A 19682-nucleotide genomic window follows, 5' to 3' on the forward strand; every position below is an offset into this window, starting at 1 on the left:
GGCACCTCGGTGGCGCTCGTGAGCGAGCGGATGACATGCTCGGAAGCATGCGTTACATCGTGATCGGAGCGGGGGCCGTGGGCGGCACGATCGGCGCCCGGCTGTTCCAGGGCGGGCACGACGTGCTCCTGGTCGCCCGGGGCGCCCACTACGAGACGCTGAAGAACCGCGGCCTGCGCCTCCTCACGCCCTACTCCGACGACCTCCTCGACATCCCGGCGGCCGACGGCCCGGTGGCGTGCCGCGACGACGACGTGCTGATCGTCGCCACCAAGTCGCAGGACACCGTGACCGCGCTCGCCCCGTGGCCGACCCACCTGCCGGTGGTGTGCGCGCAGAACGGCGTCGAGAACGAGCGCACCGCGCTGCGCAGGTTCGAGCGGGTCTACGGGATGTGCGTGTGGCTGCCCGCGCTGCACACCGAGCCCGGCACCGTGGCCGCCTACGGCTCGCCGCGCTCGGGGCTGCTGCACGTCGGCTGCTACCCGCACGGCTCCGACGAGCTGGCCAAGCAGATCGCCATCGACCTCGACCGCAGCAGGTTCGTCGCGCTGCCGTCGGCCGAGGTGATGCGCTGGAAGTACGGCAAGCTGCTCGCCAACCTGGCCAACGCCGTCGAGGCGCTCGTCGGCCACGAACCGGGCGTGGAGGAGGTGCTGGAGCTGGCCAGGTGCGAGGGCACCCACGTGCTGGAGGAGGCCGGCATCTGCTACTCCACGCCGCGCGAGGAGCGCGAGCTGCGCCGCGACCAGGTGGACCTGCTGCCGATCGGCGGCAGCATGCGCGGCGGCGGCTCGTCGTGGCAGAGCCTGACCAGGGCGACCGGGTCGATCGAGGCCGACTACCTCAACGGCGAGATCGTCCTGCTGGCCCGCGAGCTCGGGATCGCCACCCCGGCCAACGAGGTGCTCCAGCGGGAGGCCAACCGGTTCGCCAGGGAGCGCCGCGAGCCTGGCTCGATGCCGCTGGAGACGCTGATGGCGCTCATCGCCGAGCGTTCCGGAGCCGGATCCCGCTGAACTCCAGCGTGCTGGCCGTCACCTCGTTCCAGAACCGCCACAGGTTGTCCAGCACGCGGAGCTGGATCCCGGCCTCCTCGTGCAGCTCGAACAGGTCGCGGACCGGCTCGGGCGGGCCCAGCGGCAGCACCGGCACGGTCGCCACGACCGCGGCGGGCGGGTCGCCGAGCGGCGTGAAGACGTCGGCAGGCAGCCTGTAGGCGAACAGGCGCACGTCCATCATCGCCTTCAGCCACCCGTACTCGATCGCGTGCACCCGCTCGCCGCAGCCCGCGCCGATGATCCGGTCGGCGTCCTCCCGCGTGGTGCGCGGTCCGGGCCACGCCATCGCGCGGGGGCAGGCGCGGGGGAACCAGTAGGAGGGACAGCGTTCGGCGTCGACCGCCCAGACGTACGGCTCGCTCTGCCGTGAGGTGGGCGCGACGTGCGGGACGAACCGCTCGATGGTGGGGTCCTCGGAGAAGTGCAGCACCTGTCCTGGTTCGGGTCTCATGACCGCCATCATGACCTGCGAGCCCGTGTGGGCAGGGCATACCGCGCCGGATGATGGGCAGGGGGATCTCGCTCTGACGACGAGGAGTGAGACGAAATGATCTTTCTGGGTCTGTTACTGGTCCTGCTCGCCGGCGCGGCGGCCGTCGTGGCCATCACGGAGGAGAGCGCCCGGTACATCCTGTTCGGTTACACGTTCCAGCCCGACCACGTGGAGATGTTCCTCGCGGGCGCGGCGGCGGCCGCGGTGATGGTGCTCGGCTTCTGGCTGATCGCCGCCGGTTCGCGCCGGTCCGCCCGCCGTCGCCGCCGGCTGGCTCACGTACGCGCCGACGCCTCCGACAAGGTGGCGCGGCTGGAGGACGAGAAGCGCGAGCTGGAGCGGAAGCTCGAACGCGAGCACGCCGCCGCCAGCAAGCCGATCGCGGGCCGCGCCGACAGCCGTGCTGACGGGCGCACAGATGGCCGCACCGACGGGCACGCTGACGGGCACGCCGATGACCGGCTGGTCGCCGGCCGTGAGGAGCGCGCGCGGTGACCTCACCGGTGCGGGGTGTCGGGGTGGCCCCGCACCGGTGATTCGCGGCGATACTTCGCATGACGGGTGTAATCTGCGTTGCGCGCTCATCATGCACCCGGAGGTCGCATGCCCCCCACACGTGGCCGTCCCATCGCGATCAAACTCCTCATCCTCCTGCTCGTCCCGCTGACCTCCCTGGTCGGCCTGTGGGCGTTCGCCGCCGGTCTGACGGCGGGCGACGGGCTGCGCATGCTGGAGATCGACGAGCTGGCGACGAACCTGGCCGAACCCTCCGAGGAACTCACCACCCACCTGCAGAACGAGCGGCTGTCCTCGATCCAGTACGTGGCCGCCAGACGCAATGCCGAGACCCTGAAGATCCAGCGCTCGCAGACCGACGCGGCGGCCAAGCGGTTCCGTGCGCTGGCGGCGGGCCAGCGCGGCCTCAGCCCGGAGATGACCGCCCAGCTCACCACCCTGAACCGGCGGCTCGACCAGCTCGCGCAGGTCCGGCGCGACGTCGACGCCACCGGCGCGGCCCCCCTCGACCTGATCAACGGCTACAGCCAGATCGTGGACGCCTCCTTCCGCATGTACGACGCGATGGTGCTGGTCCCCGACATGACGCTCTACCGCAACGCCCGCGCGCTGACCATGCTGGGCGAGGCCAAGGAGCTGCTGTCACGCGAGCGCGCGATGATCGCCGTGGTGCTGAGCCGGGGCCGGGTGACGCCCGCCGAGCGCGAGGCGTTCGCCGACTGGACGGCCACCCGGCGGCTGCTCCACGCCCAGGCCATGTCCCACCTCGACGACGGGCTGCGCAAGCCGTACCAGCAGCTCATGGCCTCCCCGATGTACACGGAGTTCACCGAGGCCGAGGACGCCATCAGGGGGCAGGCCATCATCAACGGCCTGCCCGCCGACGCCGCCACCTGGCCGGTGGACGCCACCAACCTGTGGAAGGCCGCCGAGCGCACCCAGCGCGTCACCGCCAAGGCCATCACCGAGCGGGTCACGCCCGCGGCCACCGGCATCCTCACCAAGATCGGCGTCGCGGGCGGCATCGGGCTGCTCGCCGTGATCGCCTCCATCCTGCTGTCGCTGCGTTTCCGCAAGCGGTTGGTACGCGAGCTCGCCGGCCTCCGCGACGCCGCCACCGAACTGGCCGACGTGCACCTGCGCGACCTGGTCAAGCGGCTGCGCACGAGCACCCAGCCGCCGTCCGCGGCCGAGCTCCCCCCGCTGGAGATCAAGGCGGAGACGTCCGAGGTGCGCGACATCGTGCAGGCGTTCAACCGCGTGCAGTCCACGGCCGTCGAGGCCGCGGTCACCCAGGCCCGCCTCCGGCACGGCGTCAACCAGGTGTTCGTCAACCTGGCCAGGCGCAACCAGTCGCTGCTGCACCGCCAGCTCCTGCAGCTCGACGGCATGGAACGCGGCACCGAGGACCCCGAGGAGCTGGAGGACCTGTTCAAGCTCGACCACCTGACGACGCGCATGCGCCGCCACGCGGAGAGCCTGATCATCCTGTCCGACCAGACGCCGGGCCGCGGCTGGCGCAACCCGGTGCCGATCCTGGACGTGCTGCGCGCCGCCGTGGCCGAGGTGGAGGAGTATCAGCGGGTCGAGGTGCTGCAGGCGCCGCCCGTCGCGCTGACCGGCTCGGCGGTCACCGACGTGGCCCACCTGATGGCCGAGCTGATCGAGAACGCCACGCTGTTCTCGCCGCCGCGCACCCGGGTCGACCTGCGCACCACGGCGACCCCGTACGGGCTGATCGTGGAGGTGGAGGACCGCGGGCTGGGTCTGTCGCGGGCCGAGCTCGACGAGCTCAACACCCGCCTGGCCGAGAAGCCCGAGTTCGACCTGGCGCAGAGCGACCGGCTCGGGCTGTTCGTGGTCGGCCGGCTGGCGGCCAGGCACGGCATCAAGGTCGCCCTGACGGCGTCGCCGTACGGCGGCCTGACGGCCAGGGTGTCGCTGCCGGCGTCGCTGCTGGCCGACCAGCCCGCGCTCACGGGCGCCTAGCCGGTCAGAGCCTGGCCAGAGCCGGTCAAAGCCGCACGAACGGGTCGGCGAAGTGCGCCGTGGCGAGCAGCGCGCGGGCGGCGCGCAGCTCGGCGAGCACGGCGGCGCGGGTGGCGGCGGCCCGCTCCTGGTCGTCGTCGTAGACGTAGCGCACGGCCGGGTCGGCGAGCTGCGCGGGATGCAGGACCAGGTCGCCGGTCACGGCCAGGTCGCCGACGCGGGCGATCTGGTGGCCCGGCGTGTGGCCGGGCGTCAGGTGGACGCGCACGCCGGGCGCGGCCTCGGTGTCGCCGTCGACGACGTGCAACTGGGCCTTGAGCGGGGTGACCACCCGGTCGAGCGTCGCGCTCTCGGCGGCGTCGAGCTCGGCCTGCTGGAGCACGTACCGGGCGTTCTCGAAGATCGGCCGGCCGTCGTCGGAGACGGCGCCGCTCGCGTGGTCGCTGTGCAGGTGGGTGAGGATCACCGTGTCGACGTCGGCGGGCGCGACGCCGACGGCGGCCAGCTCGCCGGGCAGCGTGCCGGGAACGGGCGCCCAGCTCGACGCGAGCGAGCCGGGGCCGCCGATGCCGGTGTCGACCAGCGTCAGGCGTCCGGCCCGGTCGCGGAGCAGGTAGCAGTGGAAGTGGAGCACCCACGGCTCGTCGGGCAGCGCCGAGCCGGGAAACATCTCCGGCAGCGGGCGGCGGATCGCCTCGCCCATCGCGCCCACGGCGTCGCAGAGCGGCGTGACCTCGACGCCTGAAACGATCTTCGATTCGTGCGGCACGCGCCCAGCTTAGGCGGCCACGGGCTCGCGCGGCACGTACTCGTTCTCCAGGTCGGCCGCGTAGACGGCGCGGCAGCAGGTCGCGCACCGGTACATGATCGGGCCCTCGTCGAGCTCGCTGTGGCAGCGCGGGCAGCGGGTGCTGTTCATCTCATCCCCCTAGGGTTCTCTTCTCCATGGAACCTTCGGCGCATTGCAAAGGTCCTGCAGCTCGCTTGCTCGGACGCAGAGGGAGCGGAGAAGAACATTGTTACGTTCCGCTGCCCCGAACGCGCGCCGGGACACGAGGAATCCCCCGGGAATAGCCCAACAGGACTAGGCGTTGCATGGACAGCGACGTGTGATACGTTGCCCCCAGCGTTGAGCTTCAAGCTCCGCTGATCTCACCGCCCCCTCTTCGCGGGGCCGGTCTTCTCATTTCCCGCCGGCGTTCTCCTTCGTTCGGCGCACCCTCAAGGGGTTCACCATGTCTGTTCACAAGGGCCTTCTCGACGTACGGGAAAAGGCCGCCTACATCCGCATCGACCACCTGCCCGGCCCCGGCGACCTGCGCCTGAGCCCGGCCCAGATCCAGCAGTACGGCCTGCGTCCCGGCGACCACGTCGTCGCCGAGGCGTCGGACGGCAAGCTCGCCAGCGTCGAGACCGTCAACGGCCACGCCGACTGGCGGAACCGGCCGCGTTTCGCCGAGCTGACCCCCGTACACCCGCAGGAGCGTCTCCACCTGGAGACCGAATCGCTCAGCACCCGGGTCATCGACCTGTTCGCGCCCATCGGCAAGGGCCAGCGCGGGCTCATCGTCGCCCCGCCCAAGGCCGGCAAGACCATGGTCCTCCAGGCGCTCGCCGACGCCGTCACGCGCAACCACCCCGAGGTCCACCTCATGACGCTGCTCGTCGGCGAGCGGCCCGAGGAGGTCACCGACATGCGCGCCACGGTGCGCGGCGAGATCTTCTCCTCCACCTTCGACCACCCCGACCGCGACCACACCGCGATCGCCGAGCTCGCCATCGAACGCGCCAAGCGCCTGGTCGAGGCCGGTCAGGACGTCGTGCTGCTGCTCGACTCGCTGACCCGGCTGGCCCGCGCCTACAACAACCTGGCGCCCGGCGGCGGCAAGACCCTCACCGGCGGCCTCGACGCCGCCGCGCTCTACCCGCCCAAGCGCTTCTTCGGCGCCGCGCGCAACGTCGAGGGCGGCGGCTCGCTGACCATCCTCGCCACCACGCTCGTCGAGACCGGCTCGCGGATGGACGACAGCCTGTACGAGGAGTTCAAGGGCACCGGCAACATGGAGCTGCACCTGGCCCGCGACCTGGCCGAGCGGCGCCTCTACCCGGCCGTCAACCTGGACGCCTCCGGCACCCGCCGCGAGGAGATCCTGCTGCCCGACCGCGAGCGGCAGATCGTGTGGCGGCTGCGCCGCAGCCTGAGCGGCCTGGACCGGCAGCAGGCGATGGAGATGCTCGTCGGCAAGCTGCGCGACACCCCCTCCAACGCGGCGTTCCTGACCTCGGCCACAATGGCCTGATGCTGGCTGACATCGTCGGACACCTGGCCTGCCCGGTCTGCCGGGAGCCGGTGCGGCTCGACGCCGACGCGCTGCGGTGCGCCCGGGGGCACTCCTTCGACGTGGCCAAGCAGGGCTACGTGAGCCTGCTGGTCGGCTCCCGCCCGCCCGGGACCGCCGACAGCGCGGAGATGGTCGCGGCGCGTTCGAGCTTCCTCGAAGCGGGGCATTACGCGCCGCTCGCCAGGGCGCTCGGTGGGAGCGTTCTCAGTCATACCGAATCGTTCTCACACTTGCCTGACGGAGAGGCCGCGAAGGCGTACGGTAGTGCCGAAATGGGTTCCGGCCCGGCACCGCAAGCGCTTGCGGACCGGCCGGTGATCGTTGACGCCGGTGCGGGGACCGGCTATTACCTTTCGGCGGTGCTCACGGCTGCGGGGCGTGGCGTTGGGATGGCCTTCGATGTGTCCAAACATGCTGTACGGCGAGCCGCGCGGGCGCATCCCCGGGCGGGGGCGTTCGTGGCGGACGTCTGGCGCACGCTGCCCATCCGCGACGGAGCCGCCGATGTGGTGATCAACGTGTTCGCGCCGCGCAACGGGCCGGAGTTCCGCCGGATCCTGCGGCCGGGCGGGGCGGTCGTGGTCGTGACGCCGACGGGCGACCACCTGAGCCCGCTGGTCGAGGAGCTGGGGCTGCTCTCCGTCGACGCCGACAAGGAGCGGCGGGTGGCCCGGAGCCTGGAGGGGTTCACCGAGACCGCGCGGCAGGAGGTCGCCTTCGAGATGGAGCTGGGGCCGGCCGACGTGCTCCAGGTCGTGGGGATGGGACCGAGCGCGTGGCACACGGGGACGGCGGAGCTGGAGGAGAGAATTTCGAGCTATTTCTCCCCCAGAGTCACGAAAAAGCGGGGAAAAGTAGTCGTGAAGGCGGCGTTTTCTCTATCTACCTTCGAAGTGACACCTTACGCAAGACCCGTTCCTTGACGGATGAGTGGGACAGGTGTTACTGATGGGGCATTTAGTCCGAAATTCCCCCACATTTCCGGAGTATTTCCGCGACACAGGCGTAATACTGGACGGCAACCCGCGCCGGGACGGCACGGGCCACAGAGGGAGGGGGCTCGCCGGATGAAGGCGGAGGAACGCTGGCAGGCCAGGTTCCGCGCGTCGCGCATGTCGCTGCCCACCTGGGCCCGACGAGCGCCGAGCCGCTCCATCTACCGCTCCAACGTCACCGGCACCTGGGAGGTCTACGCCTGGGACCGGGCGACCGGCGCCACCCGCCAGGTCACCGAACGCCCCGGCGGCACCTCCTACGCCGCCATCGACCCCAACGGCCAATGGGTCTACTGGTTCGCCGACACCGACGGCGACGAATTCGGCCGATGGTTCCGCCAGCCGTTCTCCGGCGGCCCCGCCGAGCCCGTCGCCCCCGACCTGCCGCCCGGCCAGCCCGGCGGCATCGCGCTGTCCACCACCGGCCTCGTCGCGCTCACCCTCGCCAGCGAAGGCGCCTTCCGCATCCACCTGGCCCGCGCCGGCGAGCCCAGCCGCCTGCTGTACGAGCACCCCGACGCCGCCTGGGTGACCGACATGTCGCTCGACGGCGAGCTCATCGCCATCAACCACGGCGAATACGGCGGCTTCCGCCACCCCGCGCTCCGCGTCATCCGCCAGAACGGCGCCACCGTGAGCGAGCTCTACGACGGCCCCGGCAAAGGCATCCACGGCCTCACCTTCGCCCCGGTGCCCGGCGACCGCCGCCTGCTCGCCCTGCACGAACGCCGCAACCGCCACGAACCCCTCGTCTGGGACCCCGTCACCGGCGAACAGCGCGAGATCTGGCTGAAGGACTCCGGCGACCTCACCGCCGACTGGTACCACGACGGCCGCGGCCTGCTCATCCTGCGCGGCGACCGCGCCCGCAGCCACCTGCACCGCTACGACCTCGCCGGCGGCGGCCTCACCCTCATCGACACACCCCACGGCGTCATCGACGACGCCATCCCCCGCCCCGGCGGCCACGTCGAATACTCCTGGTCCAGCGCCTCCCGGCCGCCCGTCATCCGCTCCAGCACCGGCCAGGTCGTGATGAACGCCGGCGGCCCCGCCGCCCCGCCCAGCGTCCCCGTCGAAGACCTCGACGTGGACGGCCCCGGCGGGCGCATCCACGCCCTCGTCAACCGGCCCGAGACCGGCTCCGCGCCGTTCCCCGCCGTCTTCATGCTCCACGGCGGGCCCGCCGAACACGACCAGGACTCCTTCTCCCCCGAGGTCGCCGCCTGGGTCGACGCCGGCTTCGCCGTCATCCGCGTCAACTACCGCGGCTCCACCGGCTACGGATCCGCCTGGCGCGACGCCCTCCGCCTCGACGTCGGCCACATCGAACTCGCCGACGTCGCCGCCGTCCGCCAGTACGTCGCCGCCCGCGGCATCGCCGACCCCGACCGCATCCTCCTGTCGGGCACCGGCTGGGGCGGCTACCTCACGCTCCTCGGCCTCGGCACCCAGCCCGGCCTCTGGGCCGCCGGCATCGCCGCCCTGCCCATCGCCTGCCACCAGACGGCCTACGAGGACGAGGGCGAGAGCCTGCGCGCCTACCACCGCGCGCTGCTCGGCGGCTCCCCCGACGAACAGCCGGAACGCTACGCCGCCAGCTCGCCCATCACGTACGTCGACCAGGTCAAGAGCCCGGTGCTCATCCTCGCCTGCGAGGACGACATGCGCAGCCCGCTGCGGCAGGTGCGCATGTACGTCGACCAGCTCGCCGAACGCGGCTGCGAGCACGAGCTGTACACGTACAGCTCCGTCCGCGGCACCCTCGTCGTCGCCGAGCGCATCACCCAGATGGCCCTGCAGCTCGACTTCGCCCGCAAACACCTCCACGTCCCCTGACGGAAACCCCCTCCGGGGCGCGCGTTCCCTCTGCCGGGAGCGGGCGCCCCTCTCGGGAAGGGACCTCCCAGGCGTAGCACCCCGGGCCCGGGAGGAGGCGGGCGCCTTCGGGGAGAGGGGCCTCCCGGGCGCAACGCCCGCACTGCGGCAAGCGGGCCGCGAGGCCGCGCCCGCCGGGCACCGCCTCACGAGAGAGCGCAGGCTCCAAGGGGGCGGGAAGCGCCCTCAGGCCGCCCCCTTGAGGCGGGACGTCCCGTCTGTCTGGAAGGCGTGGCGCTTCCCAGGGGCGTCCCCTCGGGTGGGCCGGGTGGAAGCGGCCCTCCCTTCAAAGGTGGGGCGCTCCGGGGTGGGTCTCCCTGGAAGGTGCGTCAGCGGGCGCGGAGGACGAGGATGGCGAGGTCGTCCGCGCTCGGCCCGGCGGCGAAGTCGGCGGCGCCGCGGCGAATGCGTTCGGCGACGGCGCGGGCCGACAGGCCGGCGCATTCGGCGAGCATCTTGGCCAGGCCGCCGTCGTCGTCGAGGAGACGCCCGCCGGAGCGCCGTTCGGTGACGCCGTCGGTGACGGCGAGCAGGACGTCGCCCGGGTCGAGGTGGATGGTGTCGGCCTCGAAGACGACCTCGGGGAAGACGCCGAGCAGCGACTGCGGCGTGGTCACGCCCTCGACGACGCCGTTGGGCTTGAGGCGCAGCGCCTCGGGGTGCCCGGCGGAGACCAGCCGCACCTCCAGCCCCTTGTCGGCGGGCGAGATGTCGCCGTGCAGCAGCGTCAGGAACCGGGCCCGTTCGCCCTCTTCGAGGATGGCCTGGTTGAGCCGCCCGAGCACGGCGGCGACGCCGTAGCCCTCGCGGGCCAGCAGCCGGAGGGTGTGGCGGGCCAGGCCGGTGACGGCGGCGGCCTCGGGCCCGGTGCCGCAGACGTCGCCGATCGCGAACCGCCAGGAGTCGTCGCCGGCCTTGAACAGGTCGTAGAAGTCGCCGCCGACCTCGTTGACCTCGCCGGCGGGCTCGTACACGACGCCGTAGTCGAGGCCGGGCACCTCGGGCTCGTTGGGCGGGAGGAGGCTGCGCTGCAGGGCGCGGTTGGCGGCGGCCTGCTGGGCGTAGACGCGCGCGTTGTCCATGGCGAGCGCGGCGCGCCTGCCGATGTCCTCGGCGAGCTGGATGACCTCGTCGGGGAAGCGGTCGGCGCGGCCGAGGCACATGACGCCGAGGCTGCGCCCGCGGGCGGTCAGCGGGACGGCGAGCACGTTGGCGTCGGGCAGGTGGAAGGTGGAGGTGGCGCGGGAGCCGACGGCGGTGACGTCCATCTCGTCGAGCTGTTCGCGCAGGGCGTCGATGCGGGCCTCGTCGGCGTGCCACAGGTAGACCAGGCGCTGCGGCCCGGCCTCGCTCTCGGCGGTGTAGACGCCGCACCAGCTGCTCAGGCGCGGCACCACGATCTGGGCGATGATGGCGGGCACCATGTCGGGGTCGAGGGTGCCGGCCAGCAGGTCGCTCGCGTCGGCGAGGAAGCCGAGCCAGTGGGGGCCGCGGGACGTCTGCTCCAGCCATTCGGAGGACTCTGCGCCCTTTGCGCCGGGTAGCGTGAGCCTAGCCCAATGGACACGGGAATCGCCCGCGAAGGTGATCCCCCACTCTTCGACGGTGACGGAGGGAGCTTTCGGATCGCCCGATGATGTGCTTCGCTGCTTCAACTCGACCTGGACAGCGCCGCCCAGGTGCTTCCAGATGACCTCGAACGGTTCGTCGACCACCTGCTCGGCGAGATCGCCCGCGACCTGCTCGGCGATGTGGAGCATGCCTCCGGTGGCCCACGCGGTCATCACCTCGCGCGTGAACCTCATCGCGTCCGTCACGGCCGTCTCGCCTGGTGCGAAGGTCGCGGCGAGCACCGCATGGGGAGAAGCAGTCATCCGTACGTGCCTACCACACTTCCCGCTGACTTGGGGTAAATCCAAGGACAGGACTACGAGCTACTCATCGTGACAGACTTGAATCACTCGCCGGAGTCACCGGTGGGTGAAGGAGGCCCCATGACAACGGCCAAGGCCGCGCCAAGTCCTGAGGAGAGGACCTATACCGAGTCGGATCTCGTGCCGATCCTGGAGACGTTGTTCTCCTGGCGTGACGGCGACTTCCGGCGGCGGGTCCCGTACGCGCCCCCGGGGATCCTCAGCGAGGTGCGGTTGCTGCTCAACGAGGTCGCGGACCGTCGCGAGCACCTCGCCAACGAGCTGGTCCGGGTGCGCAAGGAAGTTGTCAAGGAGGGCCGGTTCGGCGAGCGGCTGACGCCCGGGCCGGGCGTGGGGGCCTGGGCGGAGAGCGTGGAGTCGGTCAACATGCTGATCGACGCGCTGGTGAGCCCGGTGAGCGGGGCGGCCGACGTCATCGACGCGGTGGCCAAGGGTGACCTGTCGCGCCGGATCGATCTGGACCGGTCGGCCCGGGGCGAGGTGCGCCGCCTGGGCAAGGCGATCAACGGGATGGTCGACCAGCTTGCGTTGTTCAACTCCGAGGTGACGAGGGTCGCGCGGGAGGCCGGCACCGAGGGCCGGCTGGGCGGCAGCGCCAATCTGCGCGGCATGTCCGGGAGCTGGCGTGACCTCACCGAGGCGGTCAACACGATGTCGTCCCGCGTGGCCGCGCAGGTGCGTGACATCGCGGTGGTGACGACGGCGGTGGCCAAGGGCGACCTGAGCCGCAAGGTCACGGTCGACGCCGTGGGCGAGATGTTCGAGTTGAAGAACACCGTCAACACGATGGTCGACCAGCTTTCGGGCTTCGCCGAGGAGGTGACCCGGGTGGCCCGCGAGGTGGGCACCGAGGGGCAGCTCGGCGGTCAGGCGCAGGTGACGGGCGTGTCCGGGGTCTGGAAGGACCTGACGGAGAACGTCAACTCGATGGCCAACAACCTCACCTACCAGGTGCGCAGCATCGCGACCGTGGCGACGGCGGTGGCTCAGGGCAACCTGTCGAAGAAGATCACCGTTGACGCGCAGGGTGAGATCCTGCAGCTCAAGGACACCCTCAACACGATGGTCGACCAGCTCTCGTCGTTCGCCGACGAGGTGACCCGGGTGGCCCGCGAGGTGGGCACCGAGGGCAAGCTGGGCGGGCGCGCCGAGGTGAAGGGCGTGTCGGGTGTCTGGAAGGACCTCACCGACAACGTCAACTCGATGGCCAACAACCTCACCTACCAGGTGCGTAACATCGCCCAGGTGACGACGGCCGTGGCCAACGGCGACCTCACCCGCAAGATCGACGTCGACGCCCAGGGCGAGATCCTGGAGCTCAAGTCGACCATGAACACGATGGTCGACCAGCTGTCCTCGTTCGCCTCCGAGGTCACCCGCGTGGCGCGCGAGGTCGGCACGGAGGGCCAGCTCGGCGGCCAGGCGCAGGTGCGCGGCGTGTCGGGCGTGTGGAAGGACCTCACCGACAACGTCAACTCGATGGCCAACAACCTGACCTCTCAGGTGCGGCAGATCGCGGCGGTGTCGTCGGCGGTGGCGCAGGGCAACCTGTCGAAGAAGATCACCGTCGATGCGCAGGGCGAGATCCTGCAGCTCAAGGACACCCTCAACACGATGGTCGACCAGCTCTCGTCGTTCGCCGACGAGGTGACCCGGGTGGCCCGCGAGGTCGGCACCCAGGGGCAGCTCGGCGGCCAGGCACGGGTGGGCGGCGTGTCGGGCGTGTGGAAGGACCTCACCGACAACGTCAACTTCATGGCCAACAACCTGACCTCGCAGGTGCGTAACATCGCCGAGGTCACCACCGCGGTCGCCAACGGCGACCTCACCCGCAAGATCGACGTCGACGCCCAGGGCGAGATCCTGGCCCTGAAGACCACCATCAACCGGATGGTCGACCAGCTCTCGTCGTTCGCCTCCGAGGTCACCCGCGTGGCCCGCGAGGTGGGCTCGGAGGGGCAGCTCGGCGGCCAGGCCCGGGTCGAGGGCGTCGAGGGCACCTGGAAGCGGCTCACGGAGAGCGTCAACGAGCTGGCGGGCAACCTCACCACGCAGGTGCGCGCCATCGCCACCGTCACCAGCGCCGTGGCGCGCGGCGACCTGACCCGGTCGATCGCCGTCGAGGCGCAGGGCGAGCTGGCGGAGCTGAAGGACAACATCAACTCGATGGTGGCCAACCTCCGCGAGACCACCCAGGCCAACCAGGAGCAGGACTGGCTCAAGTCCAACCTGGCCCGCATCTCCCGGCTCATGCAGGGCCACCGTGACCTGTTCGAGGTGGCCAAGCTGACGATGAGCGAGCTGACGCCGCTGGTGTCGGCCCGCTACGGCGCCTTCTACGGCGTCGATCCCGAGGGCGAGCACGAGCTGCTGCTGATCGGCGGCTACGGGGTGCGGCCGGATCGGGGTCCGCGTCAGCGGTTCGCGTTCGGCGAGGGCATCGTCGGGCAGGCCGCCGCCGAAGGGCGCCACATCATCCTCGACGACGTGCCGCCGAAGTTCATCACGATCGACAGCGGGCTCAGCCAGTCGACGCCGGCGCAGATCGTGGTGCTGCCGGTCCTGTTCGAGAGCCGCGTGCTCGGTGTGCTGGAGCTGGCCTCGTTCACGCCGTTCGGCGAGGTGCACCTCGACTTCCTGACGCAGCTCGTGGAGACGATCGGCGTCACGATGAACACGATCATCGCCAACTCGCGCACCGAGGACCTGCTGACCGAGTCCCAGCGGCTGACGCGCGAGCTGCAGGAACGCTCCGACGAGCTGCAGCGCCAGCAGGAGGAGCTGCGCCGGTCCAACGCCGAGCTGGAGGACAAGGCGGCGCTGCTGGCCAAGCAGAACCGCGCCATCGAGATCCAGAACTTCCAGATCGAGCAGGCCCGCCGCACCCTGGAGGAGCGCGCCGAGCAGCTCGCGGTGTCCTCGCGCTACAAGAACGAGTTCCTCGCCAACATGTCGCACGAGCTGCGCACGCCGCTCAACAGCCTGCTCGTGCTGGCCAAGCTGCTGACGGAGAACGCCGAGGGCAACCTGACGTCGCAGCAGGTCGAGTTCGCCCGGACGATCCACGGCGCCGGGTCGGCGCTGCTCCAGCTCATCAACGACATGCTCGACCTGTCCAAGGTCGAGGCGGGCCGGATGGACATCCACCCGATACAGGTGTCGCTGCCGAAGATGGTCGACCTGCTGGAGGCCGCGTTCGCGCCGCTGGCGGCCGACAAGGGGCTGGCGTTCGCCGTCGACGTCGACCCGGACGTGCCGCAGGAGCTGCGCGCCGACGAGCAGCGCCTGCAGCAGGTGCTGCGCAACCTGCTGTCCAACGCGGTCAAGTTCACCCCGAAGGGCGAGGTCAAGCTGCGGGTGGCGCCCGCGCCGACCGACGTCGACTTCGACGACGAGACCCTGCACGCCGCGCCCGACCTGCTCGCCTTCCAGGTGATCGACACCGGCATCGGCATCGCGCCCGACAAGCGCGAGGTCATCTTCGAGGCGTTCCGGCAGGCCGACGGCACCACCAGCCGCAAGTACGGCGGCACCGGCCTGGGCCTGGCCATCTGCCGCGACATCGCCCGCCTGCTGGGCGGCGAGATCCACGTCGACAGCGAGCTGGGCAAGGGCAGCACGTTCACCCTCTACCTGCCGGCCTCCTACACGGGCCCGCTGGCCGCGACCGACGGCGGCGCGCCGCGCAGGCAGCTCATGACCGCCTCGATCGAGGAGCCCGAGTCGACCTCGCCGGAGCCGCCGCTGCCGCTCGACCTGCCGCTGCCCGAGCTGGTGGAGGCCCCGGTCGAGACCAGCCAGTGGCAGGGCGAGGACCCGTTGAACGGCGCCAAGATCCTCATCGTCGACGACGACATCCGCAACGTGTTCGCGCTGACCAGCGTGCTCGAACGGCACGGCTCCACGGTCGTCTACGCTGAAAACGGTCGTGAGGGGATCGAGCAGCTCGAACGGAACGAGGACGTCGCACTCGTGCTGATGGACATCATGATGCCGGAAATGGACGGGTGGGCCACCACCTCGGCCATCCGGCGCATGCCGCAGTTCGCCGACCTGCCGATCATCGCGCTCACGGCCAAGGTCATGCGCGGCGACCGGGAGAAGAGCATCGCCTCCGGCGCCTCCGACTACGTGCCCAAGCCGGTCGACGTCGACCGCCTGCTCGAACGGCTGCGCGGCTGGCTGAGCCGCGGCCGCGCCGCCGCACCCGAATCCTCCTCCCCGGAAGGGTCGTGATCCATGGCGGATCGGGCCAAGATCCTGCTGGTCGACGACCGCGAGGAGAACCTCATCGCGCTCGAGGCCATCCTCAGCTCGCTCGACCTGGTGCCGGTACGCGCCAGGTCGGGTGAGGAGGCGCTCAAGGCGCTGCTCAACACCGAGTTCGCGCTCATCCTGCTCGACGTGCGGATGCCCGGCATGGACGGGTTCGAGACCGCCGCGCACATCAAGCGGCGGGAGCGCACCCGTAACATCCCGATCATCTTCCTGACGGTGGTCGACAGCGCGCCCGATTACGCCTTCCGCAGCTATGCGGCGGGCGCGGTCGACTATCTGACCAAGCCGTTCGACCCGTGGGTGCTGCGGGCCAAGGTGTCGGTGTTCGCCGAGCTGTACAACATGCACAAGCGGCTGGCCGAGCAGGCGTCGATGCTGCGTGAGCGGCTGGCCGGCGAGCTGCCGCCGGACACCCCCGACGGGAGCGTCCTGCCGGAGCTCTCCCGCCGCCTGACGGCCGTCGAGGACGAGCTGGCTCGGGTGCGGGAGCTGGCCCGCAAGGCCCAGGACCCCACGCTGGCGGGGCCGCTGAGCGACCTCGCCGAGCGCGTCCTCCACCTGCGCGCCGGCTTCGACGCGCTCTCCTAGGAGGCGCGCACGGAGGGCGCCCCCCGGGAGGCGTCCGCCTCAGGACGCGCTCTTCACGGAGGCGAAGGCGGCCAGGGCGATGCGCATCGCGCGCTGGTTCTGGCCGCTGCTCTTGGCGTCGGTGGAGGTGACCGAGTAGACGAGGGTCCTGGCCCGGTCGCGGGTGCCGCCGATCCCGGCGGCGTAGCCGTAGCGGGCGCCGGTCTTGCCGTAGGCCACGAGGCCGCCGGGGAGTTCCAGCCGGCTCATCCCGGTGGTGTGCGTCGCGGGGGCGTCGTTGCGGCAGTCGTCGTCCCCGTCGTGGGCGAGGGCGGGCGGCACGGTGAACATGAGCTCCAGGTACGGCTGCGGGACGACCCGGCCGGCGAACAGCGCCTCGGTGAAGCGCTCCAGGTCGGCCGCGGTCGAGATGAGGTCGCCTGAGGCCCACGTGCTGGTCTGCGACCAGACGGTGACGGCCACCATGCGGCCGTCGACGGCCTGGTAGCCGCGGTGGTGCCTGCCCCGGATGCGGGTGGCGGTGCGGGGGTGGTAGGTGTCGCGCAGGCCGTGCGGCCGGAGGATGCGCCGGGCGACCTCGTGCTCGTAGTCGTCGCCGGTGACCCGCTCGATGACCAGCGCGGCGATGAGCGTGTTGACGTTCACGTAGTGCTGGCGGGTGCCGGGGGCGAACTCCATCGGCTTGCGTACGGCCTCCCGTACGCACGCGTGGGGTGTCCACTGTTTGAACCGGGTGCGGTAGGTCCAGTCGAAGTCGGCGGGCAGCTCGGGGCTGGGGAGGCCGCTCGTGTGGTTGAGCAGCTGGGCGAGCGTGATGTCCGGGGTAGTGGGCGGGCAGCAGGCCGGGGAGCTGGTCCTGGACGCGGTCGGCGAGGTCGAGCCGCCCTTCGGCGGCGAGCTGGAGGACGACCGCGGTGGTGAAGACCTTGGTCACGCTGCCCACCCGGACGCGCGCTGCGGGGTCGGCAGGCTTGCCAGTGCGCAGGTCGGCCGTGCCGTTGTGGCCCTGCCAGGTGCCGGCCGGGCCGCCGATCCTGACGATGGCGGCGGTGGCGTCGGCCGCGGGGAGCCCGGCGATCGTCGCCTTCAGCTCGCCCTCGGCGATCGGGGGCACCCGCTGGGGCGGGTCGGGCCGGACGACCGGCAGGCCGCGGCCAGCGTGAGACAGGCGGGCCGGGCGGATCGACGGGTGTTCATGGGGTGAATCCCGGCCTCACTCCTGCGGGCTAGGAGCTGTAGTGGCCACCGCCCGGAAGCTCTTCAGCCGGTTGATCGCCCGTTCGACGACGTTGCGCGCTTTGTATCGTTCGGCGTCGAAGCCGGTGGGCCGTCCCCCGGCCGTGGGCGCGTTGATCAAAGCTGCTCGAGTCGTTCCCACTCCGCGTTCGTTGAGTCACCTCGCCCCATGCACCAACCGTGACGTCTCAAGCCCGGGGCCCGTAGATCAGGCGGCGCAGGACGATCTCGGCGGGACCGGCCTGCTCTCGCTTGTCGAGCAGCCCGGCGATCAGAACGGTGGCGAGCCAGACGGCCACCGCGATGATCAGACCGGTCACCGTGGGACTGCCGAAACGGTCGCCGAGTGCGAGCGTGAAGGGCGCCAGGAGGACGAGCCAGGCCACCGACTGGAAGAGATATCCGGACAGGGAACGCCGGCCCAGGGCCGAAAGGGCGCCGACGACGGGGCCGGGACGGCTGACCCGCATGGCGATCAGGCCGAAGACCGCCACGTAACCGGGGCCGGCGAACAGGCCGCCGGCGCCGTGGAGGCTCAGCATCAGACCGGCGGCCGACTCGTTGACGTGCAGCCACCCGGCACTGAGGAGGGCGGCCGGGAGACCTCCGGCGATGGCGACGCCGAGTCCGAGGACGGCGGTCCACCTGAGCAGGGTCCTGTGGTGGGCCGGCTCTTCGAGGATGTTGCGGCGGGCGGCCCACATGCCGAGCCAGGCGAGGAGGACGAACGGCAGGACGGTCAGGGTGTGCGTCGGCCACTCGCCGAGACGGTCCAGCATGGACTCCAGGTATCCGGGCGCGGCGAGAGAGCCGACGGGTGTCGTCGGCAGCGGGGCCGACCCGCCTGGACCCCCGATGAGGCCGCCCACCACGACGGCGCCCATGACCACGACCTGGACAGCCGCCCCCGTCCAGATCACCAGCACAATCCGGTGGAACTTGCCGCCGCGGCGCAGCAGAGCCAAGGTCATCACGATCCCGACGATGCCGTACGCGCCGAGGAAGTCGCCGTAGTACAGCAAGGCGGCGTGCGCGAACCCGAAGACGACGAGCCAGAGGTTACGGCGTAACAGCACCGAGCGGACCTGCTTCGGTGTGGCGCCGGAGGCTTCCTGACGGCGGGCGAGCTGTACGAGTCCGTAGCCGAACATCACTGCGAAAACCGGGTATCCACGGGCGTGGACGAGTTCGAAGAGCAGGACGTTGAGGCCGCGCTCGATGCCTTCCGGCGTGGCGTCGAGGCCGGGCTGAGTGGCGAAGACGACTCCGGCGGCGTTGGCCAGCGCGATGATCAGCAGCATCGCGCCCCGGGCGAGGTCCGGCGCGAGGGCACGTTCGGCGCGCCGGACCGGCCCTCTCGATGTCTGCGAGGCGGCGTCAATGCTCATGTCCGACCCTCTCCCGTTTAGTTTAAGAGAGAAAGTATCACACATAAACTAAAAGGAGGCTGGCATAATGAGCCCCCACTCTCCGGGGCGAAAGAGGGAGCCATGACCAGCGAGGACTCCGTTCCGGCGGCGCTGCGCCGACTGTGGCGGATGCCGGAGTCCTCGCGTCTCGGGCGGCCCGCGGCCCTCGACGTCGACCGGGTCGTCGCCGCGGCGGTGGAGATCGCCGACCGTGACGGGATCGGCGGCGTGACGATTCCCAAGGTCGCGAAGAGCCTCGGCTTCACGGGGATGTCGCTCTACCGGCATGTCGGATCCAAGGACGAGTTGCTCACGCTCATGGCCGACGCCGCCATGGGCACGCCCCCGGACCTGGACACCGACGGCTGGCGCGAAGGGCTGCGTGACTGGGCCAACGCGCAGCGCGCGGTGTTCCGGCGCCGGCCGTGGCTGACGCGCGTGCCCGCCTCGGGGCCGCCCTCCGGCCCGAACCACATCGCCTGGATGGAAGCCGCGTTCGCGATCATGGCGCGCACCGGCCTTGACTGGGCGCACAAGGTCGGCATCCTGACGCTGATCAACGGCTACGTGGTCCAGTCGGTACGGCAGCACAGCGAGCTCGCCGAAGGCAGGGCCGAAGGTCAGGGGCAGGCCGACGCCGAGCGCGACTACGGCCGCGCGCTGGTCCGGCTGGTCGATCCCGAGCGCTTCCCCGAGACGGCCCGGCTGTTCTCCTCGGGGCTGTTCGAGCCGACGTCGGACACCCTCGACGCGGCGATCGCCGACGCGGACTTCTCGCTCGGGCTGGAGCTGATCCTCGACGGCGTCGCCGTACGGATCGAACGCTCCAGTCCCTGACAAGCCGGATCCGGTTGATCCCACGCCAAGGAGACCGGCGCTCGGGTCGTGCTATCACAACCTCGCCCTCACGGCATGAGCACCGCTGCCGCAGAACGCGCTGACCTGCTCATACACGCACTTCTG

At 71.1% G+C, this 19682-nt stretch carries 14 protein-coding genes and 1 pseudogene; 9 read left to right on the forward strand and 6 right to left on the reverse strand.

What is annotated here, in order from left to right; genetic code table 11:
* Window positions 1-47: 47 nt before the first annotated feature.
* Window positions 48-1019 (forward strand): ketopantoate reductase family protein, encoded by a 972-nt coding sequence (locus ACBI99_RS16940; RefSeq protein WP_219499000.1) that lies wholly within the window; start codon window positions 48-50, stop codon window positions 1017-1019.
* Here the strand turns inward: ACBI99_RS16940 and ACBI99_RS16945 are convergent.
* Window positions 985-1512 (reverse strand): DUF6886 family protein, encoded by a 528-nt coding sequence (locus ACBI99_RS16945; protein ID WP_375072666.1) that lies wholly within the window; start codon window positions 1510-1512, stop codon window positions 985-987. The genes ACBI99_RS16940 and ACBI99_RS16945 overlap by 35 nt on opposite strands.
* 96 nt (window positions 1513-1608) lie before the next feature.
* Between ACBI99_RS16945 and ACBI99_RS16950 the strand changes: the two genes are divergently transcribed.
* Together ACBI99_RS16950 and ACBI99_RS16955 are read left to right on the forward strand one after the other, a co-directional pair.
* Window positions 1609-2049: a hypothetical protein gene (locus ACBI99_RS16950; RefSeq protein ID WP_375072667.1), complete on the forward strand. Its 441-nt coding sequence runs from the start codon at window positions 1609-1611 to the stop codon at window positions 2047-2049.
* A 108-nt stretch (window positions 2050-2157) separates the two neighbouring features.
* Window positions 2158-4059 carry a nitrate- and nitrite sensing domain-containing protein gene (locus ACBI99_RS16955; protein WP_375072668.1) on the forward strand — a complete coding sequence of 634 codons (1902 nt, stop codon included), beginning with the start codon at window positions 2158-2160 and terminating at the stop codon, window positions 4057-4059.
* 25 nt (window positions 4060-4084) lie between these two features.
* Here ACBI99_RS16955 and ACBI99_RS16960 read toward each other — a convergent pair whose 3' ends face one another.
* Both ACBI99_RS16960 and ACBI99_RS16965 read right to left on the reverse strand, forming a co-directional pair.
* Window positions 4085-4828 carry an MBL fold metallo-hydrolase gene (locus ACBI99_RS16960; protein ID WP_308125566.1) on the reverse strand — a complete coding sequence of 248 codons (744 nt, stop codon included), beginning with the start codon at window positions 4826-4828 and terminating at the stop codon, window positions 4085-4087.
* Window positions 4829-4837: 9 nt separating this feature from the next.
* Window positions 4838-4978, reverse strand: coding sequence for a hypothetical protein (locus ACBI99_RS16965; protein ID WP_219498993.1), 141 nt, complete (start codon window positions 4976-4978; stop codon window positions 4838-4840).
* Between the two features lie 316 nt (window positions 4979-5294).
* Between ACBI99_RS16965 and rho the strand changes: the two genes are divergently transcribed.
* The 3 genes from rho to ACBI99_RS16980 all read left to right on the forward strand — a co-directional run bounded on the left by rho (window position 5295) and on the right by ACBI99_RS16980 (window position 9235).
* Entirely contained in the window at window positions 5295-6359 is a 1065-nt protein-coding gene (rho, locus tag ACBI99_RS16970) for a transcription termination factor Rho (RefSeq protein WP_219498991.1), read from the forward strand.
* Complete coding sequence (locus ACBI99_RS16975; protein WP_219498989.1) at window positions 6359-7324, forward strand: putative RNA methyltransferase; 966 nt, start codon at window positions 6359-6361, stop codon at window positions 7322-7324. Before rho ends, ACBI99_RS16975 begins: the two co-directional genes overlap by 1 nt.
* Window positions 7325-7468: 144 nt before the next feature.
* Window positions 7469-9235 carry a prolyl oligopeptidase family serine peptidase gene (locus tag ACBI99_RS16980; RefSeq protein ID WP_357591712.1) on the forward strand — a complete coding sequence of 589 codons (1767 nt, stop codon included), beginning with the start codon at window positions 7469-7471 and terminating at the stop codon, window positions 9233-9235.
* Between the two features lie 368 nt (window positions 9236-9603).
* Here ACBI99_RS16980 and ACBI99_RS16985 read toward each other — a convergent pair whose 3' ends face one another.
* Window positions 9604-11148, reverse strand: coding sequence for a PP2C family protein-serine/threonine phosphatase (locus ACBI99_RS16985; protein WP_246643607.1), 1545 nt, complete (start codon window positions 11146-11148; stop codon window positions 9604-9606).
* Window positions 11149-11268: 120 nt separating this feature from the next.
* Here ACBI99_RS16985 and ACBI99_RS16990 point away from each other — a divergent pair, with 120 nt between their 5' ends.
* Window positions 11269-15444 carry a HAMP domain-containing protein gene (locus ACBI99_RS16990; protein ID WP_219498985.1) on the forward strand — a complete coding sequence of 1392 codons (4176 nt, stop codon included), beginning with the start codon at window positions 11269-11271 and terminating at the stop codon, window positions 15442-15444.
* Window positions 15445-15447: 3 nt separating this feature from the next.
* Entirely contained in the window at window positions 15448-16074 is a 627-nt protein-coding gene (locus ACBI99_RS16995; protein WP_219498983.1) for a two-component system response regulator, read from the forward strand.
* Window positions 16075-16113: 39 nt separating this feature from the next.
* On the opposite strand, the pseudogene ACBI99_RS17000 reads toward ACBI99_RS16995, so the two are convergent.
* Both ACBI99_RS17000 and ACBI99_RS17005 read right to left on the reverse strand, forming a co-directional pair.
* Window positions 16114-17188 (reverse strand): annotated as a pseudogene (locus ACBI99_RS17000) (serine hydrolase domain-containing protein).
* A 310-nt stretch (window positions 17189-17498) separates the two neighbouring features.
* On the reverse strand, window positions 17499-18698 hold the full coding sequence (locus ACBI99_RS17005) for a DUF418 domain-containing protein (protein ID WP_375072669.1): 1200 nt from the start codon (window positions 18696-18698) through the stop codon (window positions 17499-17501).
* A 102-nt stretch (window positions 18699-18800) separates the two neighbouring features.
* On the opposite strand from ACBI99_RS17005, the gene ACBI99_RS17010 reads away from it, so the two are divergent.
* Window positions 18801-19556: a TetR/AcrR family transcriptional regulator gene (locus tag ACBI99_RS17010; protein WP_375072670.1), complete on the forward strand. Its 756-nt coding sequence runs from the start codon at window positions 18801-18803 to the stop codon at window positions 19554-19556.
* Window positions 19557-19682 lie beyond the last annotated feature (126 nt).

The sequence above is a fragment of the Nonomuraea sp. ATR24 genome (assembly GCF_041950485.1).
In the GTDB taxonomy this organism is placed as follows: Bacteria; Actinomycetota; Actinomycetes; order Streptosporangiales; family Streptosporangiaceae; genus Nonomuraea; species Nonomuraea ceibae.